Here is a 16,102-nt window from a genome sequence, read left to right as displayed (position 1 = left end):
GTGTGCCGGTATCGTGCCCTGATGCTCACTGTGACCTCCGTCAACGTCAACGGACTGCGCGCCGCCGCCAAGAAGGGCTTCGTGGAGTGGCTCGACCTGACCTCCGCCGATGCGGTGTGCCTGCAGGAGGTGCGCGCGGAGCCGCAGCAACTGCCCGAGTCGGTCCGGGAGCCTGAGGGGTGGCATGTGGTGCACGCGCCTGCCGCCGCGAAGGGGCGCGCCGGGGTCTCGCTGTATACGCGCCGTACGCCCGACCGCGTCCAGGTCGGATTCGGGTCGGCCGAGTTCGACGGCAGCGGGCGGTACGTGGAGGTGGACCTCCCCGGGGTCACCGTCGCGTCCCTGTACCTGCCCTCCGGCGAGGTCGGCACCGAGCGGCAGGACGAGAAGATCCGCTTCATGGGGGAGTTCCTCGCCTATCTGAAGGGCCTGCGGGAGCGGGCCGCCGCCGACGGCCGCGAGGTCGTGGTGTGCGGGGACTGGAACATCGCACACGAGCAGGCCGACCTGAAGAACTGGCGCGGCAACACCAAGAACTCCGGGTTCCTGCCCGAGGAGCGGGAGTGGCTGGGGCGGGTCCTCGACCCGGCCGACGGCGGATACGTGGACGTCGTACGGGCGCTGCATCCGGACGTCGAGGGGCCCTACTCGTGGTGGTCGTACCGGGGGCGGGCTTTCGACAATGACGCGGGTTGGAGGATCGACCTCGCCGTGGCCACTCCCGGGCTCGCCGCCCGCGCGGTCAAGGGCTACGTCGAGCGGGCGGCCACCCATACCGAGCGCTGGTCGGACCACGCGCCGGTGACGGTGGTCTTCCGGCCGCGGGACTGAACGGATTCGCGCGGCCGGGCGACGCGTGGTCACCGGTCGGCGCTCTCGTCGAGCCGCTCGGGACAGGAGCGGCACGCCACCGCCCCGACTCGCGCCGCCGGCTCCGGCCGCGTCACCCCGTGCCCCGGATGCCGGGACGAACTCCGGCCGGGGGCTTTCAAGGCGTCCGTCTCCTTCGGCCCGATCTTCACCCTCGGCATCCGGGGCCGCACGACCCGAGCACTGCCGGGGGACCGTGCGCCTTCCCGCCCGGGTGGCCGTCAGCCCCCGGCGGGCGGCGGGGGCAGAATCCGGCAGAGGGCGTCGAGCGCCGCCCCGAAAGCGTGGTCGGGGGGTGCGGCGTAGCCGACGACCAGGCCGTCGTGCGCGGGCATGGTGGCGGCCGGGTGCCGGAAGCCGGCGAGCCCGTCCACGGCGATGCGCTCCCGGGCCGCGGCCTTGGTCACCGAGCGTTCGGTGCCGGGCGGCAGGCCCAGCACCGCGTGCAGCCCGGCGGCGACGCCGGTGAGCGTGATGTGCGGCGCCCGGCGGGCGAGAAGCGCGACGAGACGGCCCCTGCGGTCCCGGTAACGCTGCCGGGTCCGGCGGATGTGCCGGTCGTAATGGCCCGACTCGATGAAGTCGGCGAGTGTCAACTGGTCCGTGACACCGGACCACGCCTCACGTTCGCCCTTGACGCGCAGTACGGGTTCCACCAGGTGGTCCGGCAGCACCATCCACCCCAGTCTCAGAGCGGGGGAGAGGCTCTTGCTGAGCGAGCCCAGGTACACGACACGCTGCGGATCGAGACCCTGGACGGCGCCCACCGTCTCCCGGTCGTAGCGGAACTCCCCGTCGTAGTCGTCCTCCAGCAGCACGCCCCCGCTGCCGCGCGCCCAGTCCACGGCGGCGGCCCGCCGCTCGGGGTGGAGCGGTCCTCCCGTGGGGAACTGGTGGGCGGGGGTGAGCAGCGCCGCCCGTACACCCTTCAGTACGAACAGTTCCGCGGTGCGCGCTCCTTGTTCGTCCAGTGTCAGAGGCACGGTCCGAACGCGCGCGTCCCGCAGGACCGACCGGTGGAACGGCAGTCCGTAGGACTCCACCGCCAGGGGGCCGCGCAGCACCTTCCCGCCGAAGAGGAGCCGCAGGGCGGACGCGAAACCGGAGCACACCACGATCCTCTCGGGGTCGGTGCGTACGCCTCGCGCGCGGGACAGGTATGCGGCCAGGGCACGTCGCAGCTCGGGCCGGCCGCGAGGGTCGCCGGGTCCGAACGCGTCGTTGGGCGCCGCGTTCAGTGCCCGCCGCGCGGCGGCCAGCCAGGCGGTACGGGGGAAGGAGGCGGCGTCCGGCAGGCCCTGCCGCAGATTGTGGGCGGGCGGCCGGGGGCGTGCCGGCGTCGGTTCGGGCACCCGCGGGGAACCGGCCGGCTTCGCTCTGGGCGCCACCCGCGTCCCCGATCCCTGCCGGGCGACCAGCCAGCCCTCGGCGACGAGTTCGGCGTAGGTCTCGGCGACGGTGTTGCGGGCCAGCCCGAGGTCGGCGGCGAGCGACCGGTAAGGAGGGAGCCGGGTGCCCGGCGTCAGTCGTCCGTCCCCGATCGCCTCGCGCAGCGCGCGACCGAGCGCGGCACGGCGGCCACCGCCCTTGGCCATGTTCAGGCGCAGGTCCAAGTGCAGGTCACTGCCGATGCGTTCGGCCGGATTGACCCATGAATCAGCCACGGAAATGCACCCTACACAGGGTCTTTCGAGTGCATAGCGTGGTGGTCATGAGGGACGGGGGACCGGCGCGGGGCCGGGGGTCGGATACGGCCCGGGGTGACCCGCGCGGGCCCGCTCCCCGCAGTTCCACCGCCCCGATCGCACCCGAGGAGAACCTCATGAACGCGTCCGCCCACCCCGCCCACCCCGTCCTCGTCCGTGCCGGTTCCGCCGAGACGTTGCAGGACGGGCCCACCAGTCTCATCACGCTGCTCGCCGACTCCGGCCAGACCCAGGGGGCGCTGACAGCCAATCGGGCCAGTCTGCGCAAGGGTTCTCCGGGCGCCCCCGCCCACTTCCACACCAAGGCGACCGAGATGTTCTTCGTGCTCGGCGGCAGCCTGCGGGTGCTGCTGGGCGACCGGATCGTCACCCTGGAGACCGGCGACTTCGTGACGGTGCCGCAGCGGCTGCCGCACGCCTTCGCTCCGGCCCGGGGGGAGGAGGCCGACGTGCTGGTCGCCTTCACTCCCGGTATGGACCGCTTCGACTACTACCGTCTGTTGGAGCGTGTGTATCAGGGGGAGGCCACCGTCGAGGACATCAAGGCCAGTTCCGAGCGGTACGACAACCACTACTACGCCAGCTCCCTCTGGCAGGAAGAGCTGGCCGGCGACTGACCGTCCGCGGGCCGGGCCCGCCCGTGGTCGGTCCTGCCCGCGGTCAGCTCTGCTTGTTCAGCCGGCGGTCCATCGACAGGGAGAGTTCCGCGTCGACCACGCTGCGGGCCAGGGGGCGCAGGCGGTGCACGGCCTCCTCGGGGGCGTGGCGCAGGATCAGCTCGGCGAAGAGGCCGGCCATGGCCTCGGTGTGGGTGCGGACCTCCCGGCCCGCGCGCAGCACCTCCGCGAGCGGGATGCCCTCGCGGACCAGGGCGGACGAGACGTCCAGCAGGCGGCGGCTGATGTGGACGATCTCCTCGCCGTCGATGCCGAGGTAGCCGAGGTCCATCGCGGCGGCCAGGTTCTCCGGGGTGACGTCGTCGGCGAAGTAGTCGGCGAGTTCCTCGGGGGTGAGGCGGACGGGGGTTTCCTCGGTGGGGGTGTCCATGCCGAGGAGCTCCCCGACGTCGCGGCCGTGGTCGAAGGCCTCGGCCAGTTCCGCTATGCCGTTCAGGGTGTGGCCGCGTTCCAGCAGCGCCGTGATCGTGTTCAGCCGGGCCAGGTGGTGGTCGTCGTACCAGGCTATGCGGCCTTCGCGGCGGGGTGGCGGTATCAGTTTGCGTTCGCGGTAGAAGCGCAGCGTGCGCACGGTGATGCCGGCCAGGCGGGCCAGCTCCTCCCTGCGGTACTCGCGCCGCTCGCCCTGGGGTTCCGCTTCCTCTGCCACGGCAGCAGCCTAGAGCCTGCTGTCGGACTCACGGGTGCGCGGCGAGTGCGGCCGCCGAGGGCGTACCAGCGGTAACTTTCCTTGCGCGCCCCCTACCCATCAGTAGGTGACTGTCCTACTCTCCCCATTGCGCCAGTGGTCACTGGCAAGGTTCTCGGCGGTGCGCAAGGGCTGGAGGCTTCGGGATGGCCGAGCACGAGCACGAACACGAGCACGAGCACGAGCACGAGCACGAGCACGTACGGGTCGCGGTGGTGGGGTCCGGGTTCGGCGGGCTGGGAGCCGCCGTGCGGCTGAGGCGCGAGGGGATCACCGACTTCGTCGTCCTGGAGCGGGCCGGCAGCGTCGGCGGCACCTGGCGGGACAACAGCTATCCGGGGTGCGCGTGCGACGTGCCGTCCCATCTGTACTCGTTCTCCTTCGCGCCCCACCCCGACTGGCCGCGCTCCTTCTCCGGGCAGGAGCACATCCGCGCCTACCTCGAGCACGTCACCGACGTCTTCGGACTGCGCCCGCACATCCGCTTCGACTCGGAGGTGAAGCGGATGGTGTGGGACACGGAGCGGCTGCGCTGGGACATCGAGACCAGCAGCGGCAGCCTCAGCGCGGATGTGGTCGTCTCCGCGACCGGGCCGCTGTCCGACCCGAAGACCCCCGACATCCCGGGGCTCGACACCTTCCCCGGCAAGGTCTTCCACTCCGCCCGCTGGGACCACGACCACGACCTGCGTGGCAAGCGGGTCGCCATGGTCGGCACGGGCGCGTCGGCCATCCAGATCGTGCCGGCCGTCCAGCCGCAGGTCTCCCGGCTGACCCTCTTCCAGCGCACCCCGCCCTGGGTGCTGCCCCGCGTCGACCGCCCCATCGGCGGCGCCGAACGGGCCCTGCACCGGGCACTGCCCTTCACCACCCAGCTGCGCCGCGGACTGCTGTGGGGCGTGCGGGAGTTGCAGGTCCAGGCGTTCACCAAGCACCCGGGCGAGCTGGGCTTCGTGGAGCGGGTGGCCAAGCGCCACATGGCCCGCGCCATCAAGGACCCGGCCCTGCGCGCCCGGCTCACCCCCGACTACCGCATCGGCTGCAAGCGCATCCTGCTGTCCAGCACGTACTATCCGGCGCTCGCGCAGCCCAACGTGGAAGTCGTCGACGGCGGCCTGAGCGAGGTCCGGGGATCCACGGTCGTGGCGGCCGACGGTACCGGGGCCGAGGCCGACGTCATCGTCTTCGGGACCGGATTCCACGTCACCGACATGCCCATCGCCGAACGGGTCGTCGGCGCGGAGGGCAAGACCCTCGCCGAGACCTGGGCGGGCGGCATGGAGGCGCTGCGCGGCGCCTCGGCCGCCGGGTTCCCCAACTTCATGACGCTCATCGGGCCCAACACCGGCCTCGGGAACTCCTCCATGATCTTCATGATCGAGTCCCAGCTGAACTACCTGGCCGACTACCTCCGCCAACTCGACGTCCTCGGCGGCCGGGTCGCCCTCGACGCACGCAGGAGCGCCGTCCGCGTCTGGAACCACCGGGTGCAGGAGCGGATGAAGCGCACGGTGTGGAACACCGGCGGCTGCACCAGTTGGTACCTGGACGCCAACGGCCGCAACACCACCGTCTGGCCGGGCACGACCGCCGAGTTCCGGCGGGCCACCCGGCGCGTGGACCTCGCCGAGTACGCCGTCCTGCGGGCGGTGTCCGGGAAGAAGGCCGCCGCGCCCCACGGGAGCACCGAGGCGGCCGCGTGAGCCGGCCGGCGCATGTTTCCGCCGGGCCCCACGCCCCGCCCGTCCCCGCCCGCGAACTCGCCGCGGTCTCCGCCGACGGCACCCGGCCGCACGTCACGTCGCACGGACCCGGCGGGGCGCCCGCGGTCGTCCTCGTCGCCCACGGCCGGGCCTGCTCGACCGACTTCCGGACGGCCCGGATCCGCGAACTCACCCCTGACCAACGGGTGATCGCCTACGACCGGTGTGGTCACGGCCGCACCCCACGAGCCGGGGCCGCGGCGCCCGTGGCACCCGTCGTACGCGTGGCACCCGCCGCACCCGTCACATCCGTCACATCCGTCGTACCCGCCGCACCCGTTGTACCCGTCGTACCCGCCGAGGAGAGCGCATGAGTGGACAGCGCACGAGCAGGGGCCGTCTCGAAGGGCAGGTCGCCGTCGTCACCGGAGCGGCCCGCGGGGTGGGGGAGTTGCTCGCCCGCAAGCTGTCCGCGCGCGGGGTGAGGGTGGCCCTGGTCGGGCTGGAACCGGACGCGCTCAAGCAGGTGTCGGCGCGGCTGTACAGCGACAGCGACCACTGGCACGCCGACGTCACCGACCACGAGGCGATGGCCCGGATCGCGGCGGAGGTGAAGGAGCGGTTCGGACGCGTCGACATCGTGGTCGCCAACGCCGGTGTGGCCAACGGCGGTCCGTTCGCCGACTCCGACCCGGAGTCCTGGCGGCGCGTCATAGAGGTCAACCTGATCGGCTCGGCGGTCACCGCCCGCGCGTTCCTGCCGATGCTGACCGAGAGCCGCGGCTACCTGCTCCAGGTCGCCTCGCTCGCCGCGATCGCCCCGGCGCCGATGATGACCGCGTACTGCGCGTCCAAGTCCGGTGTGGAGGCGTACGCGCACAGTCTGCGGGCCGAGGTCGGACACCTGGGGGTGCGGGTCGGCGTCGGCTATCTGTCGTGGACCGACACGGACATGGTGCGCGGCGCCGACCAGGACGAGGTGATGCGGGAACTCCGGCGGCGACTGCCGTGGCCGACGAACAAGACGTACCCGCTGGGTCCCGCGGTGGACCGGATGGTGGCCGGGATCGAGCGGCGCTCCAGCCATGTGTACGGGCAGTGGTGGCTGCGGGGGACGCAGGGCGTACGGGGTTACCTGCCGGGCGTGATCGGCACCGTCGGACAGCGGGAGGTGCGGCGGTTCGCGGACCGGTTCGCCGGCATGCGGACGGGGCTGGTCGGAGCCGGAGGCAACGCCGACGAACGACACCGGACCGGGCTCGCAACGGCGCCGGATCGGGCGGGAGCAGCGCCGGGACCTGCGGGAACGACCCCGGAGTACGCTGCGTGACTGATCGACATGCACAGGGTGACCGCCCGTGTGAATCTGGTGGAGCAACAGCCCCCACACCCCAACGGGAGTGAACCCACATGGGTATGAAGGACCAGTTCCAGAACAAGGCGGAGCAGATGAAGGACCAGGCCAAGCAGAAGATGGGCGAGGCAGGGGAGCAGTCCCAGAAGCGCGGCCGCGGCCGCCAGGAGGACGCGCCCGACCCGCAGCGTCGGGCGGACGACCCGCAGCGTCGGCGGCAGCAGGAGTCCGAGGAACGCCGTCACCAGGACTACGACGCCTGACGTGACGTGGTGACGTACTGAAGCGGGAAGGGGCGTCTCCCCCGGGAGGTGCCCCTTCTCATGTGGCCCTCGGCGGCAGCTTCGGGCGGGAGCGGTCGGGGACGTCGCTGTAGGTCGGGGGTGTGGCCGGAGGTTCGGACTCCAGGAGTTCCAGGGCCAGTCGGACCGCGTCGTCCAGTACGGCGTACCGGCCCTCCGCCCAGTCCAGCGGGGTGCGCAGCGCCTCCAGGTCGGGGGCGACGCCCTTGTTCTCCACGGACCATCCGTACGCGTCGAACCAGGCCGCGTTCATCGGCACCGTGATCACCGTGCCGTCCCCCAGTCGGTGCCGGCCGGTCATGCCGACCACTCCGCCCCAGGTGCGCTGCCCGACCACCGGCCCCAGCCCCAGCAGCTTGAACGCGGCCGTGATCATGTCGCCGTCGGAGCTGGTCGCCTCGTCCGCGAGGGCCACCACCGGTCCGCGCGGGGCGTTGGCCGCGTACGACACGGGCTGGGCGTCGCGGGTGAGGTCCCAGCCGAGGATGGTGCGGGTCAGTGTCTCCACGACGAGTTCGCTGATGTGGCCGCCGGCGTTGCCGCGCACGTCCACGATCAGGGCCGGGCGGGACACCTCCATGCGCAGGTCGCGGTTGAACTGGGCCCAGCCCGAGCCCCCCATGTCGGGGATGTGCAGATAGCCGCACCGGCCACCGCTCAACTCCCGCACCACCGCACGCCGTTTGGCCACCCAGTCCTGGTAGCGCAGCGGGCGCTCGTCGATCAGCGGGACCACGGCGACCCTGCGGGGCGGACCGGTGCCCTCGGCCGGGGTGAACGTCAGCTCCACCGTTGTGCCGCCCGCCCCCGCGAGCAGCGGGTAGGGCCCGGTGACCGGGTCCACCGGGCGGCCGTCGACGTGGGTGAGGACGGCGCCCGCGCGGATGCCGGTGCCGGCCAGCGGGGAGCGGGCCCTGGAGTCCGAGGAGTCGCCGGGGAGGATCCGCCGGACCGTCCAACCATGCTCGCGGGGCACGAGATTGGCGCCGAGGAAGCCCTGACGGCGCTGGTAGTGCGGCGGGCCCTCGTTGCGGCGGGCGGCGGTGACGTAGGCGTGGGAGGTGCCGAGTTCGCCGAGGAGTTCACGCAGCAGGTCCGCGAACTCGTCGGGTGAGGCGACCCGTTCGACCAGTGGGCGGTACTGGGCGAGCACCGCGTCCCAGTCGATGCCGCACATGCCGGATTCCCAGAAGTAGGACCGGGTCAGCCGCCCTGCCTCCTCGTACGCCTGCCGCCACTCGGCCCCCGGGTCGGCCTCGTGCAGGATGCGGCGGACGTCGATCCACACGGTGGAGTCACTGTCGCCCGGCTCGGTCGCGGGCACCGCGCGCGGCTCGCCCTCGTCCGCGACGACCAGCCGGGTGCCGTCGCCGCTGACCGCGAAGAAGTCGAGGTGCTCGACGAGTTCGGACTTCTTCGCCCTGCTGATGGCGAAGTGCTCCAGCGTCGGCCGGCCGCTGGTGTCGTCCGGGTTGGCGAAGGTCTCGCCGAGGGCTCCCGAGATCGGCCAGCGCAGCCAGACCAGCCCGCCGCCCGCGACCGGGTGCAGCGCCGAGTACTTGGAGGCGGCGACCGGGAAGGGGGTGACCCTGTTCTCCAGGCCCTCGGTCTCGACGGTCACCGCGCCGCTGTCGGCGAGGTCCTCGGTGTCGTCGGCCTCCACCGGGTCGAGACCTCCGGCGGCCGGCCGGCCCTCGGGACTGAGGGCGAAGGGGGAGAGGGTCGCCGACGACAGCGGTACCAGGTAGGGGCGGCATCCCAGGGGGAAGGACAGGTCGCCGGTGTGCACGTCGTACACCGGGTCGAAGCCGCGCCAGGACAGGAAGGCCAGGTAGCGGCCGTCCCGGGTGAAGACCGGATTCTCGTCCTCGAAGCGGCCGTTGGTGACGTCGATGACCAGCCGGTCCTTCATCCGGGCCAGTTTGATCTGCCGCAGCGACCGCCCGATGCCGGGATGCGACCAGGTGAGCCACCCGCCGTCGGGGGAGAACGCTAGGTCGCGCACGGGGCCGTTGACGGACCGGATCAGCTCGGTGACCCGGTGGCCGGGGGCCGTTTCGCCGTCGGCACCCTTGCCGGAGCCACCGCCCTCACGGTTCCCGGAGCCACCGCCCTCACCACTCCCGGAGTTCTCGGCCTCCGTCTCCTCCTCGGCCTCCGTCTCCGCCGCTGCCCGCTCCTCCTCCCCCTCTTCCCCCTCCTGGGCCTCCCCGCCGGTGTCGACGAGGAGCAAGCGTCCGTCGTGGGAGGCGACGGCCAGCCGCCCGCCGTCCGGGTCGGCGACCATCTCCAGCACCCGGCCCAGCCTCCCCGAGGCCAGCCGCCGTGCGGGGCGGTGACCGCTGGCCCGGGGCAGGGAGGCGATCTCGATGGCGTCCTCGCCGTCGGCGTCCGTCACGTACGCCACTTGGCCGCCCGCGCCGAGCATCTCCGGCAGCCGTACTCGTACGCCCGGGGTGTCGGCGAGGGTGCGGGCGGGGCCGTCGCGGTGGGTGAGCCAGTACAGGCTGCCGCGTACGACGACGGCGCTGGCCCGGCCCGTCTCGTCTACGGAGATGCCGTTCAGGTGGTGGGCGGCGGGCACCTGGTAGCGCCGCCGCCCCGCGCGCGGCCCGCTCAGCGTGACGTCGAGTCGGCGCGGCGCGGAGCCCGGGGACAGGTCGTCGACGATCCACAGGTCACCGGCGCACTGGTAGACGACCCGGTTGCCGTCACTGGACGCGTGACGGGCGTAGAACGCGTCGTGATCGGTGTGACGGCGCAGGTCGGAGCCGTCGTACGCCACGGAGTACAGGTTGCCGACGCCCTCGTGGTCGGAGAGGAAGGCGACCCGGTCGCCGACGAACATCGGGGAGTGAAGATGCCCGTCGATGCCGCCGGCCCCCTCGACGGCCTCGTCCGTCCCGTCTGTTCCGCCCGTCCCGTCCGTCGTCCCGTCGAGCAGTCGTCGTCCGTGCAGCCACAGCCTGCCCGTCGCCCCTCCTCGGTACCGCTTCCAGGAGGCCGGTTCGTGCGGTGGGGTGCCGGTGAGCAGCAAGGTCTGCCGTTCCCCGCCGATGTCGGCGACCTGGAGGTCGGTCACCGGGCCCCAGGGCAGTTTGCGGCCCGGACTGCCGTCGGGGGAGAGCTTGTAGGACCAGGTGAAGTACGAGAACGGCTCGCTGTGCGAGGCGACGGCGAGGATCTCTGCGCCCACGTCCCCGTTCGGAGGGGCCCAGCCGCAGACCCGGGTGTCGGAGGTGCCCCAGTAGGTGAGCCGGCGCCCGGGGCCGCCGTCCACCGGGACCAGGTGGACCTCGGGGGCGAGGCTGCGCCAGCTCGTGTACGCGATGTGGCGGCCGTCGGGGGAGAAGCGGGGGTGGCCGAGTTTGGCGCGGTCGACGGTGAGCCGCCAGGCCCGGCCGCCCGGCGCGTCGAGCGGGGCGAGCCAGAGGTCGTCCTCGGCCACGAAGCACAGCAGGTCACCGTTGAGGTGGGGCAGGCGAAGATAGCTCACCCTTCCATGCTTTTCCGGGGGGCGGACCGCAGCAACTCGTGCGAGGGCGGGGCACATCTTCGGACGTGATCCAACACACGTACGAAACCGTTTCGTTCTCATAAGGTCTTGGGTACATTCGTCATGTACGAATCCGCGCACGAGGTCGCATGCGAAACCGCGTAGGCGACGGCGGACGTGCGGCATTATGTGTACTGACGCGTGTCGTGTGACGCGGTGGTACTTCCGACAGGGACCAAGGAGCGGGAAGGTGAGCGGGATGACCGAGGTCGCGACCGTGCGGCGCAGCCGGATCACCCCCGAGCGCGAGGCCGAGCTGTACGCGGCCGTGCTCGACCTGCTCCGCGAGGTCGGGTACGACGCCCTCACCATGGACGCCGTGGCCGCCCGCACCCGGTCCAGCAAGGCCACCCTCTACCGCCAGTGGGGCGGCAAGGCCGAGCTGGTGGTCAGAGCCATGCGGAGCCAGAAACCCGGCAGCATCGGCGACGTCGACACCGGTTCCCTGCGGGGCGACCTGCACAGCATCATCGGCCGCGAGGACGACTGCGTCATGGAGCAGAACGCCGCCCTGATGCGGGCGCTCGCCATGGCGGTGCACATGAACGACGACCTGCGGCGGGCCTTCAAGGACCTGCTTGTGGAACCCGAGGTCGATGAGTTCCAGAGGATCGTCCGGCGCGCGATCGAGCGCGGCGAGGTCCCGGCGGACAACCCGGCGTTGGACTACATGGTGCACATGCTCGTCGGCGCGTTCGCCACGCGGACGCTGATCGACGACCTGCCGCCCACGCGGGAGTTCCTCATCTCGTACATCGACGCCGTGGTGCTCCCCGCCCTCGGCGTGTCCCCTCGCTGACCGGCACACCCGACGGTCGGCGATCACCACCCGCACCACCCGCACCACCCGTACCTCTCCGCACCATCCCCACCTCAGCACCACCCTTCCCATCACCCCCACCTGACGGTCGACACCGCTCACGTCGTCGGGCTGATCTCCCCTGCCCTGAAGAATCCACGACCTGACCGGGAGTACTCCCACGTGGCCACTTTGCTCTACCGACTCGGCCGTTTCGCCTTCAGGCGACGGCACTTCACAGCCCTCTTCTGGGTGGCGCTGCTGGCGCTCGCGGGCATCGGCGCGGCCGGCGCACCCGCCGCTGGCAACACCGCGTTCTCCATCCCCGGCACCGAGGCCCAGAAGGCCTTCGACGTGCTCGAGGAGCGCTTCCCCGGCACCAGTGCCGACGGGGCGACCGCGCGTGTCGTCTTCAAGGCACCCGCCGGCGAGAAGATGACCGACGCCGGCAACAAGGCGACCGTCCAGCAGACCGTCGAGGAACTCTCCGACGGCTCCGAGGTCGCCCACGTCACCGACCCGTACCAGGGCGGAGGTGTCAGCAAGGACGGCACCGTCGCCTACGCCTCGGTGAGCTACAAGGTCTCCGGCATGGAGCTGGAGGACACCTCGCGCGACGCGCTGGAAGGCGCCGCAGAGGACGCCCGCGACGCCGGGCTGACCGTGGAGATCGGCGGTGACGCGCTGCAGGCCGTCCCGGAGACCGGTCCCGCCGAGATCATCGGCATCGGCATCGCCGCCGTCGTCCTCGTCATCACCTTCGGTTCCCTCCTCGCGGCCGGTCTGCCGCTGCTCACCGCGGTCATCGGCGTCGGTATCGGCGTCTCGACCATCAGCGCGCTGGCCTACACCCTGGACCTGGGCTCCACCACATCCATCCTGGCCTCGATGATCGGCCTCGCGGTCGGCATCGACTACGCGCTGTTCGTCGTCTCCCGCTACCGTGCCGAACTGGCCGAGGGCCGGGAACGCGAGGAAGCGGCGGGCCGGGCCGTCGGCACGGCCGGCTCCGCGGTCGTCTTCGCGGGCCTCACCGTCGTCATCGCCCTGGTCGGCCTCTCGGTCGTCAACATCCCGATGCTGACCAAGATGGGCATCGCCGCCGCCGGCACCGTCGCCATCGCCGTCCTGATCGCCCTCACCCTGGTCCCGGCCCTGCTCGGCTACGCGGGCCGCCGGGTCCGCCCGGCCGGTGAGAAGAGCAAGCTGCTCGGCGGAGGCCGCGCCGAGAAGAAGCCGCAGCGCCCGAACATGGGCACCCGTTGGGCCGGCTTCGTCGTCCGCCGTCCCGTGGCCGTCCTGCTGCTCGGCGTCATCGGCCTGGGCGCGGCGGCCATCCCCGCGGCCTCCCTGGAACTGGGCCTGCCCGACGACGGCGCGCAGTCGACGTCCACCACCCAGCGCCGCGCCTACGACCTGCTCTCCGAGGGCTTCGGCCCCGGCTTCAACGGTCCGCTGGTCGTCGTGGTCGACGCGAAGAAGAGCGACGACCCGCAGGCCGTCTTCCGGCAGACCGGCGACGACATCAAGGCCCTCGACGACGTCGTCGCCGTCGCCCCGGCGGCCCCCAACGAGGCCGGCGACACCGCGACGATCACCGTCATCCCCGGCTCCAAGCCCTCCTCGGTGGCAACGGAGGACCTGGTGCACGACATCCGGGACGCGGGGGCGGACGTCAAGGCCGACACCGACGCCGACGTCCTGGTCACCGGCGTCACGGCGATGAACATCGACGTGTCGCAGAAGCTCAACGACGCGCTGGTGCCGTACCTGATCCTGGTCGTGGGCCTGGCCTTCCTCCTCCTGATCGTGGTCTTCCGCTCGATCCTGGTCCCGCTGAAGGCGGCCCTCGGCTTCCTGCTCTCCGTGATGGCGGCCCTGGGCGCCGTGGTCGCGGTCTTCCAGTGGGGCTGGCTGTCCGGCCTGATGGGCGTGGAGGAGACCGGCCCGGTCATGTCGATGATGCCGATCTTCATGGTCGGCGTGGTCTTCGGACTGGCCATGGACTACGAGGTGTTCCTCGTGACCCGGATGCGGGAGGCCTACGTCCACGGGGAGAAGCCCCAGCAGGCCGTGGTGACCGGGTTCCGGTACAGCGCGCGTGTGGTGACCGCCGCGGCGGTCATCATGATGGCGGTCTTCGCCGGCTTCATCGGCTCCGGCGAGTCGATGGTCAGGATGATCGGCTTCGGTCTCGCGGTGGCCGTCCTCTTCGACGCGTTCGTCGTCCGTATGGCGATCGTCCCGGCGGTCCTCGCGCTGCTGGGCGACAAGGCCTGGTGGCTCCCGAAGTGGCTGGACCGTGTGCTGCCCAACGTGGACGTCGAGGGCGAGGGCCTGCGGACGCAGGCCGAGCCGGAGACGGACGGAGAGCGGGAACTGGTCCGGGCCCAGGCCTGACACCCGTACCGGTCCGCAGAACCGGCCGGTGAGGACCCCGTGGGGACGGGGCCCTCACCGGCTTCCTTGTGCGCCCACTGGCCGGGCCGACGGGGCCGCCGGCCCCGCAGCCAGGCAGCCATCGCGCCCCACGTGACGACAGCGCCCCCGCCCCCCGACGGCTCCGCAGCCCTCGCCCCTGTCACCGCCCTGCGGGAACCGTCGGTCATCCGGGGGCAGCGAGGTGCTGCTCTTCCGAGAACCGTTCGGTTTTTCGTGTGTCTCGGGGCCGGGCTGCTGGTCGTCGGGATCGGGTTGCTGCTGCGCTCGGGACAGGGGCGGCGGTGTGAGCACAGGGGGCCGCGCTGTCCGAAGTGGCCTCGGATGAGCGGGCCGTGAGCACTTTCCGGGAAAGTGCTCACGGTTTCCAGGAAGAGGCGACCCCGGAGCGCACGGGATGCGGCGGCCCCGGCCGGGTGCGGTCGGGCAGAGAGAGGGGCACCCTGGAATCAGGACTTCCGGAGGTGACCGTCATGACGCACACCATGCATACCACCGTGGGGTGGCACGTCGAGATGGAGTTCATGGAGGACGACCAGCACACGCGGGCGGCGGCGATGGTGCGCTTGCCCGACGGGACCGAGGTACGGGGCCACGGGCACGCGAGCCGGCACCGGATCGACGAGAACCAGCCCAGGGTGGGGGAGGAGGTCGCCGGTGCCAGGGCGCTCAACGAGATCGCGATGCAGTTGCTGAGCAAGGCGCACGACGAGATCGACGAGGTGTCGGGCCGCACTTCGCACCCGATCCACGCCTGAGCGACGGCATCTGAGTGACGGTGTACGGTCGACGGCGCCTGAGCGACGGCGTACGAGCGACGCCCCGGCTCTAACCGAGGACGACGGAGCGCACCGCCCGTACCAGTGCCTGGGCGCGAGGGTCCGAGGTCACGGTGGCGCGGAAACCGTTGGTGACGTAGCCGAAGGCGATGCCCGTCTCCGGGTCGGCGAAGCCGAGGGAACCGCCGCGGCCGGGGTGGCCGAAGGAGCCCGGGGCCAGGAAGGGCGACGCGCTGCCGTGCAGCATGTAGCCGAGGCCGAAGCGGGTGCCGACGATCAGGACGCGGTCCGGACCCGCCGACTCCTCGGCGCGGGCGCGTTCGACGGTGGCCGCGTCGAAGAGGCGTACGCCGTCGACCTGCCCGATGAGCGAGGCGTAGAAGCGGGCCAGTCCGTCCGCCGTCGCGATGCCGTTGGCCGCGGGGTGGGGCACCGCGCGGAACTCCGGGTCATTGTGGTCCGGGAACGGGTCGATCGCGGCGAAGGCCCGGCGGGTGACGGAGGCGGGGTCGTCGTAGGCCTCGGTGACCGAGCGCTTGGGACGGGCGCGCAGCACGCCGGACGGCTCGGCCCCCTCGACCGGGCCGACCCTGCCCACCCGGCCGGCTTCCGCGTCCGGCAGGCCCAGCCAGAAGTCCAGCCCCAGGGGAGCGGCGATCCGCTCCGCGATCCACTCACCGGTGCCCCGACCCGACACCCGCCGTACCAGCTCGTCCAGCAGCCAGCCGTAGGTGAGGGCGTGGTAGCCGTGGTCCGTGCCCGGCTCCCACACGGGTGCCTGGGCGGCGACGGCCTCGGCGCCCCGCAGCGGGTCGAGCGCCTCCCGCGGAGTGAGCGGGCGGTCGAGGAGAGGGAGCCCGGCCCGGTGGTTCAGGAGGTGCCGGACGAGCACCCGTTCCTTGCCCTGGGCCTTGAACTCGGGCCAGTAGTGGCCGACGGGCGCGTCCAGATCCAGCTCGCCGTACTGGTGGAGCAGCAGGGGTACGGCGGCGGCGACGCCCTTGGTCGCCGAGCGGACGACCTGGGCCGTGCCCCGCTCCCACGGCTCGGTGCCGACGCCGTCGGCACCGCCGTCGACATCTTTCGCGCCGGCCCACAGATCGACGACCCGCTGCCCGTCCCGGTACACGGTGACGGCCGCGCCCCGGTCCCCGAGCGTCTCGAAGTTCCGGACGAACGCTTCCCGGACCGGTTCGAAGCCCTCGGCCACTGTGCCGTGCACATCCACG

The 16,102-nt window shown here is 72.1% G+C and carries 12 protein-coding genes and 1 pseudogene; 9 read left to right on the top strand and 4 right to left on the bottom strand.

Annotation, left to right across the window (positions count from 1 at the left end; translation table 11 throughout):
• Positions 1 to 21 precede the first annotated feature (21 nt).
• Positions 22 to 831: an exodeoxyribonuclease III gene (locus tag V4Y04_RS15145; RefSeq protein ID WP_332428418.1), complete on the top strand. Its 810-nt coding sequence runs from the start codon at positions 22 to 24 to the stop codon at positions 829 to 831.
• A gap of 260 nt (positions 832 to 1,091) precedes the next feature.
• On the opposite strand, the gene pdxR is transcribed toward V4Y04_RS15145, so the two are convergent.
• A complete protein-coding gene (pdxR, locus tag V4Y04_RS15140; RefSeq protein ID WP_332428416.1) occupies positions 1,092 to 2,534 on the bottom strand; it encodes a MocR-like pyridoxine biosynthesis transcription factor PdxR in 1,443 nt (480 codons plus the stop codon).
• A 158-nt stretch (positions 2,535 to 2,692) separates the two neighbouring features.
• On the opposite strand from pdxR, the gene V4Y04_RS15135 reads away from it, so the two are divergent.
• Entirely contained in the window at positions 2,693 to 3,193 is a 501-nt protein-coding gene (locus tag V4Y04_RS15135; protein WP_332428415.1) for a cupin domain-containing protein, read from the top strand.
• Between the two features lie 43 nt (positions 3,194 to 3,236).
• On the opposite strand, the gene V4Y04_RS15130 is transcribed toward V4Y04_RS15135, so the two are convergent.
• Positions 3,237 to 3,902 carry a MerR family transcriptional regulator gene (locus V4Y04_RS15130; protein WP_332428414.1) on the bottom strand — a complete coding sequence of 222 codons (666 nt, stop codon included), beginning with the start codon at positions 3,900 to 3,902 and terminating at the stop codon, positions 3,237 to 3,239.
• Between the two features lie 185 nt (positions 3,903 to 4,087).
• Here V4Y04_RS15130 and V4Y04_RS15125 point away from each other — a divergent pair, with 185 nt between their 5' ends.
• The 4 genes and pseudogenes from V4Y04_RS15125 (at position 4,088) to V4Y04_RS15110 (ending at position 7,261) form a co-directional block, all read left to right on the top strand.
• A complete protein-coding gene (locus tag V4Y04_RS15125) occupies positions 4,088 to 5,644 on the top strand; it encodes a flavin-containing monooxygenase (RefSeq protein WP_332428413.1) in 1,557 nt (518 codons plus the stop codon).
• Positions 5,641 to 5,907, top strand: a pseudogene (locus V4Y04_RS15120) (alpha/beta fold hydrolase); the annotation flags it as partial. The gene V4Y04_RS15125 and the pseudogene V4Y04_RS15120, both read left to right, overlap by 4 nt.
• Positions 5,908 to 6,014: 107 nt before the next feature.
• The gene (locus V4Y04_RS15115; protein ID WP_332428411.1) at positions 6,015 to 6,974 is read left to right on the top strand and encodes an SDR family oxidoreductase; all 960 of its coding nucleotides are present in this window, start codon (positions 6,015 to 6,017) and stop codon (positions 6,972 to 6,974) included.
• A gap of 80 nt (positions 6,975 to 7,054) precedes the next feature.
• Positions 7,055 to 7,261: a hypothetical protein gene (locus tag V4Y04_RS15110; RefSeq protein ID WP_332428409.1), complete on the top strand. Its 207-nt coding sequence runs from the start codon at positions 7,055 to 7,057 to the stop codon at positions 7,259 to 7,261.
• A gap of 58 nt (positions 7,262 to 7,319) precedes the next feature.
• Here the strand turns inward: V4Y04_RS15110 and V4Y04_RS15105 are convergent, their stop codons facing one another.
• Complete coding sequence (locus V4Y04_RS15105) at positions 7,320 to 10,796, bottom strand: S41 family peptidase (protein ID WP_332428407.1); 3,477 nt, start codon at positions 10,794 to 10,796, stop codon at positions 7,320 to 7,322.
• Positions 10,797 to 11,055: 259 nt separating this feature from the next.
• Here V4Y04_RS15105 and V4Y04_RS15100 point away from each other — a divergent pair, with 259 nt between their 5' ends.
• From V4Y04_RS15100 to V4Y04_RS15090, 3 genes are all read left to right on the top strand, one after another.
• Positions 11,056 to 11,655 (top strand): TetR/AcrR family transcriptional regulator, encoded by a 600-nt coding sequence (locus tag V4Y04_RS15100; protein WP_332432853.1) that lies wholly within the window; start codon positions 11,056 to 11,058, stop codon positions 11,653 to 11,655.
• 183 nt (positions 11,656 to 11,838) lie between these two features.
• Positions 11,839 to 14,055, top strand: a complete 2,217-nt coding sequence (locus V4Y04_RS15095) for an MMPL family transporter (protein ID WP_332428405.1) — start codon at positions 11,839 to 11,841, stop codon at positions 14,053 to 14,055.
• A gap of 512 nt (positions 14,056 to 14,567) precedes the next feature.
• Positions 14,568 to 14,852: a DUF1876 domain-containing protein gene (locus V4Y04_RS15090; RefSeq protein WP_332428403.1), complete on the top strand. Its 285-nt coding sequence runs from the start codon at positions 14,568 to 14,570 to the stop codon at positions 14,850 to 14,852.
• Between the two features lie 70 nt (positions 14,853 to 14,922).
• Here the strand turns inward: V4Y04_RS15090 and V4Y04_RS15085 are convergent, their stop codons facing one another.
• Complete coding sequence (locus V4Y04_RS15085) at positions 14,923 to 16,101, bottom strand: serine hydrolase domain-containing protein (protein ID WP_332432852.1); 1,179 nt, start codon at positions 16,099 to 16,101, stop codon at positions 14,923 to 14,925.
• Position 16,102 lies beyond the last annotated feature (1 nt).

The sequence above is a fragment of the Streptomyces sp. P9-A2 genome, assembly GCF_036634175.1.
Classification (GTDB): Bacteria; Actinomycetota; Actinomycetes; order Streptomycetales; family Streptomycetaceae; genus Streptomyces; species Streptomyces pratens.
Note: the sequence above shows the minus strand (reverse complement) of the source record. Positions and strands in the feature narration are given on the sequence as shown.

Bases quoted from the DNA above. Each gene is read 5' to 3' on its own strand.
- V4Y04_RS15100 (WP_332432853.1), top strand. From the start codon at position 11,056: ATGACCGAGGTCGCGACCGTGCGGCGCAGCCGGATCACCCCCGAGCGC.
- V4Y04_RS15115 (WP_332428411.1), top strand. From the start codon at position 6,015: ATGAGTGGACAGCGCACGAGCAGGGGCCGTCTCGAAGGGCAGGTCGCC.
- V4Y04_RS15135 (WP_332428415.1), top strand. From the start codon at position 2,693: ATGAACGCGTCCGCCCACCCCGCCCACCCCGTCCTCGTCCGTGCCGGT.
- V4Y04_RS15110 (WP_332428409.1), top strand. From the start codon at position 7,055: ATGGGTATGAAGGACCAGTTCCAGAACAAGGCGGAGCAGATGAAGGAC.
- V4Y04_RS15090 (WP_332428403.1), top strand. From the start codon at position 14,568: ATGACGCACACCATGCATACCACCGTGGGGTGGCACGTCGAGATGGAG.
- V4Y04_RS15125 (WP_332428413.1), top strand. From the start codon at position 4,088: ATGGCCGAGCACGAGCACGAACACGAGCACGAGCACGAGCACGAGCAC.
- V4Y04_RS15145 (WP_332428418.1), top strand. From the start codon at position 22: ATGCTCACTGTGACCTCCGTCAACGTCAACGGACTGCGCGCCGCCGCC.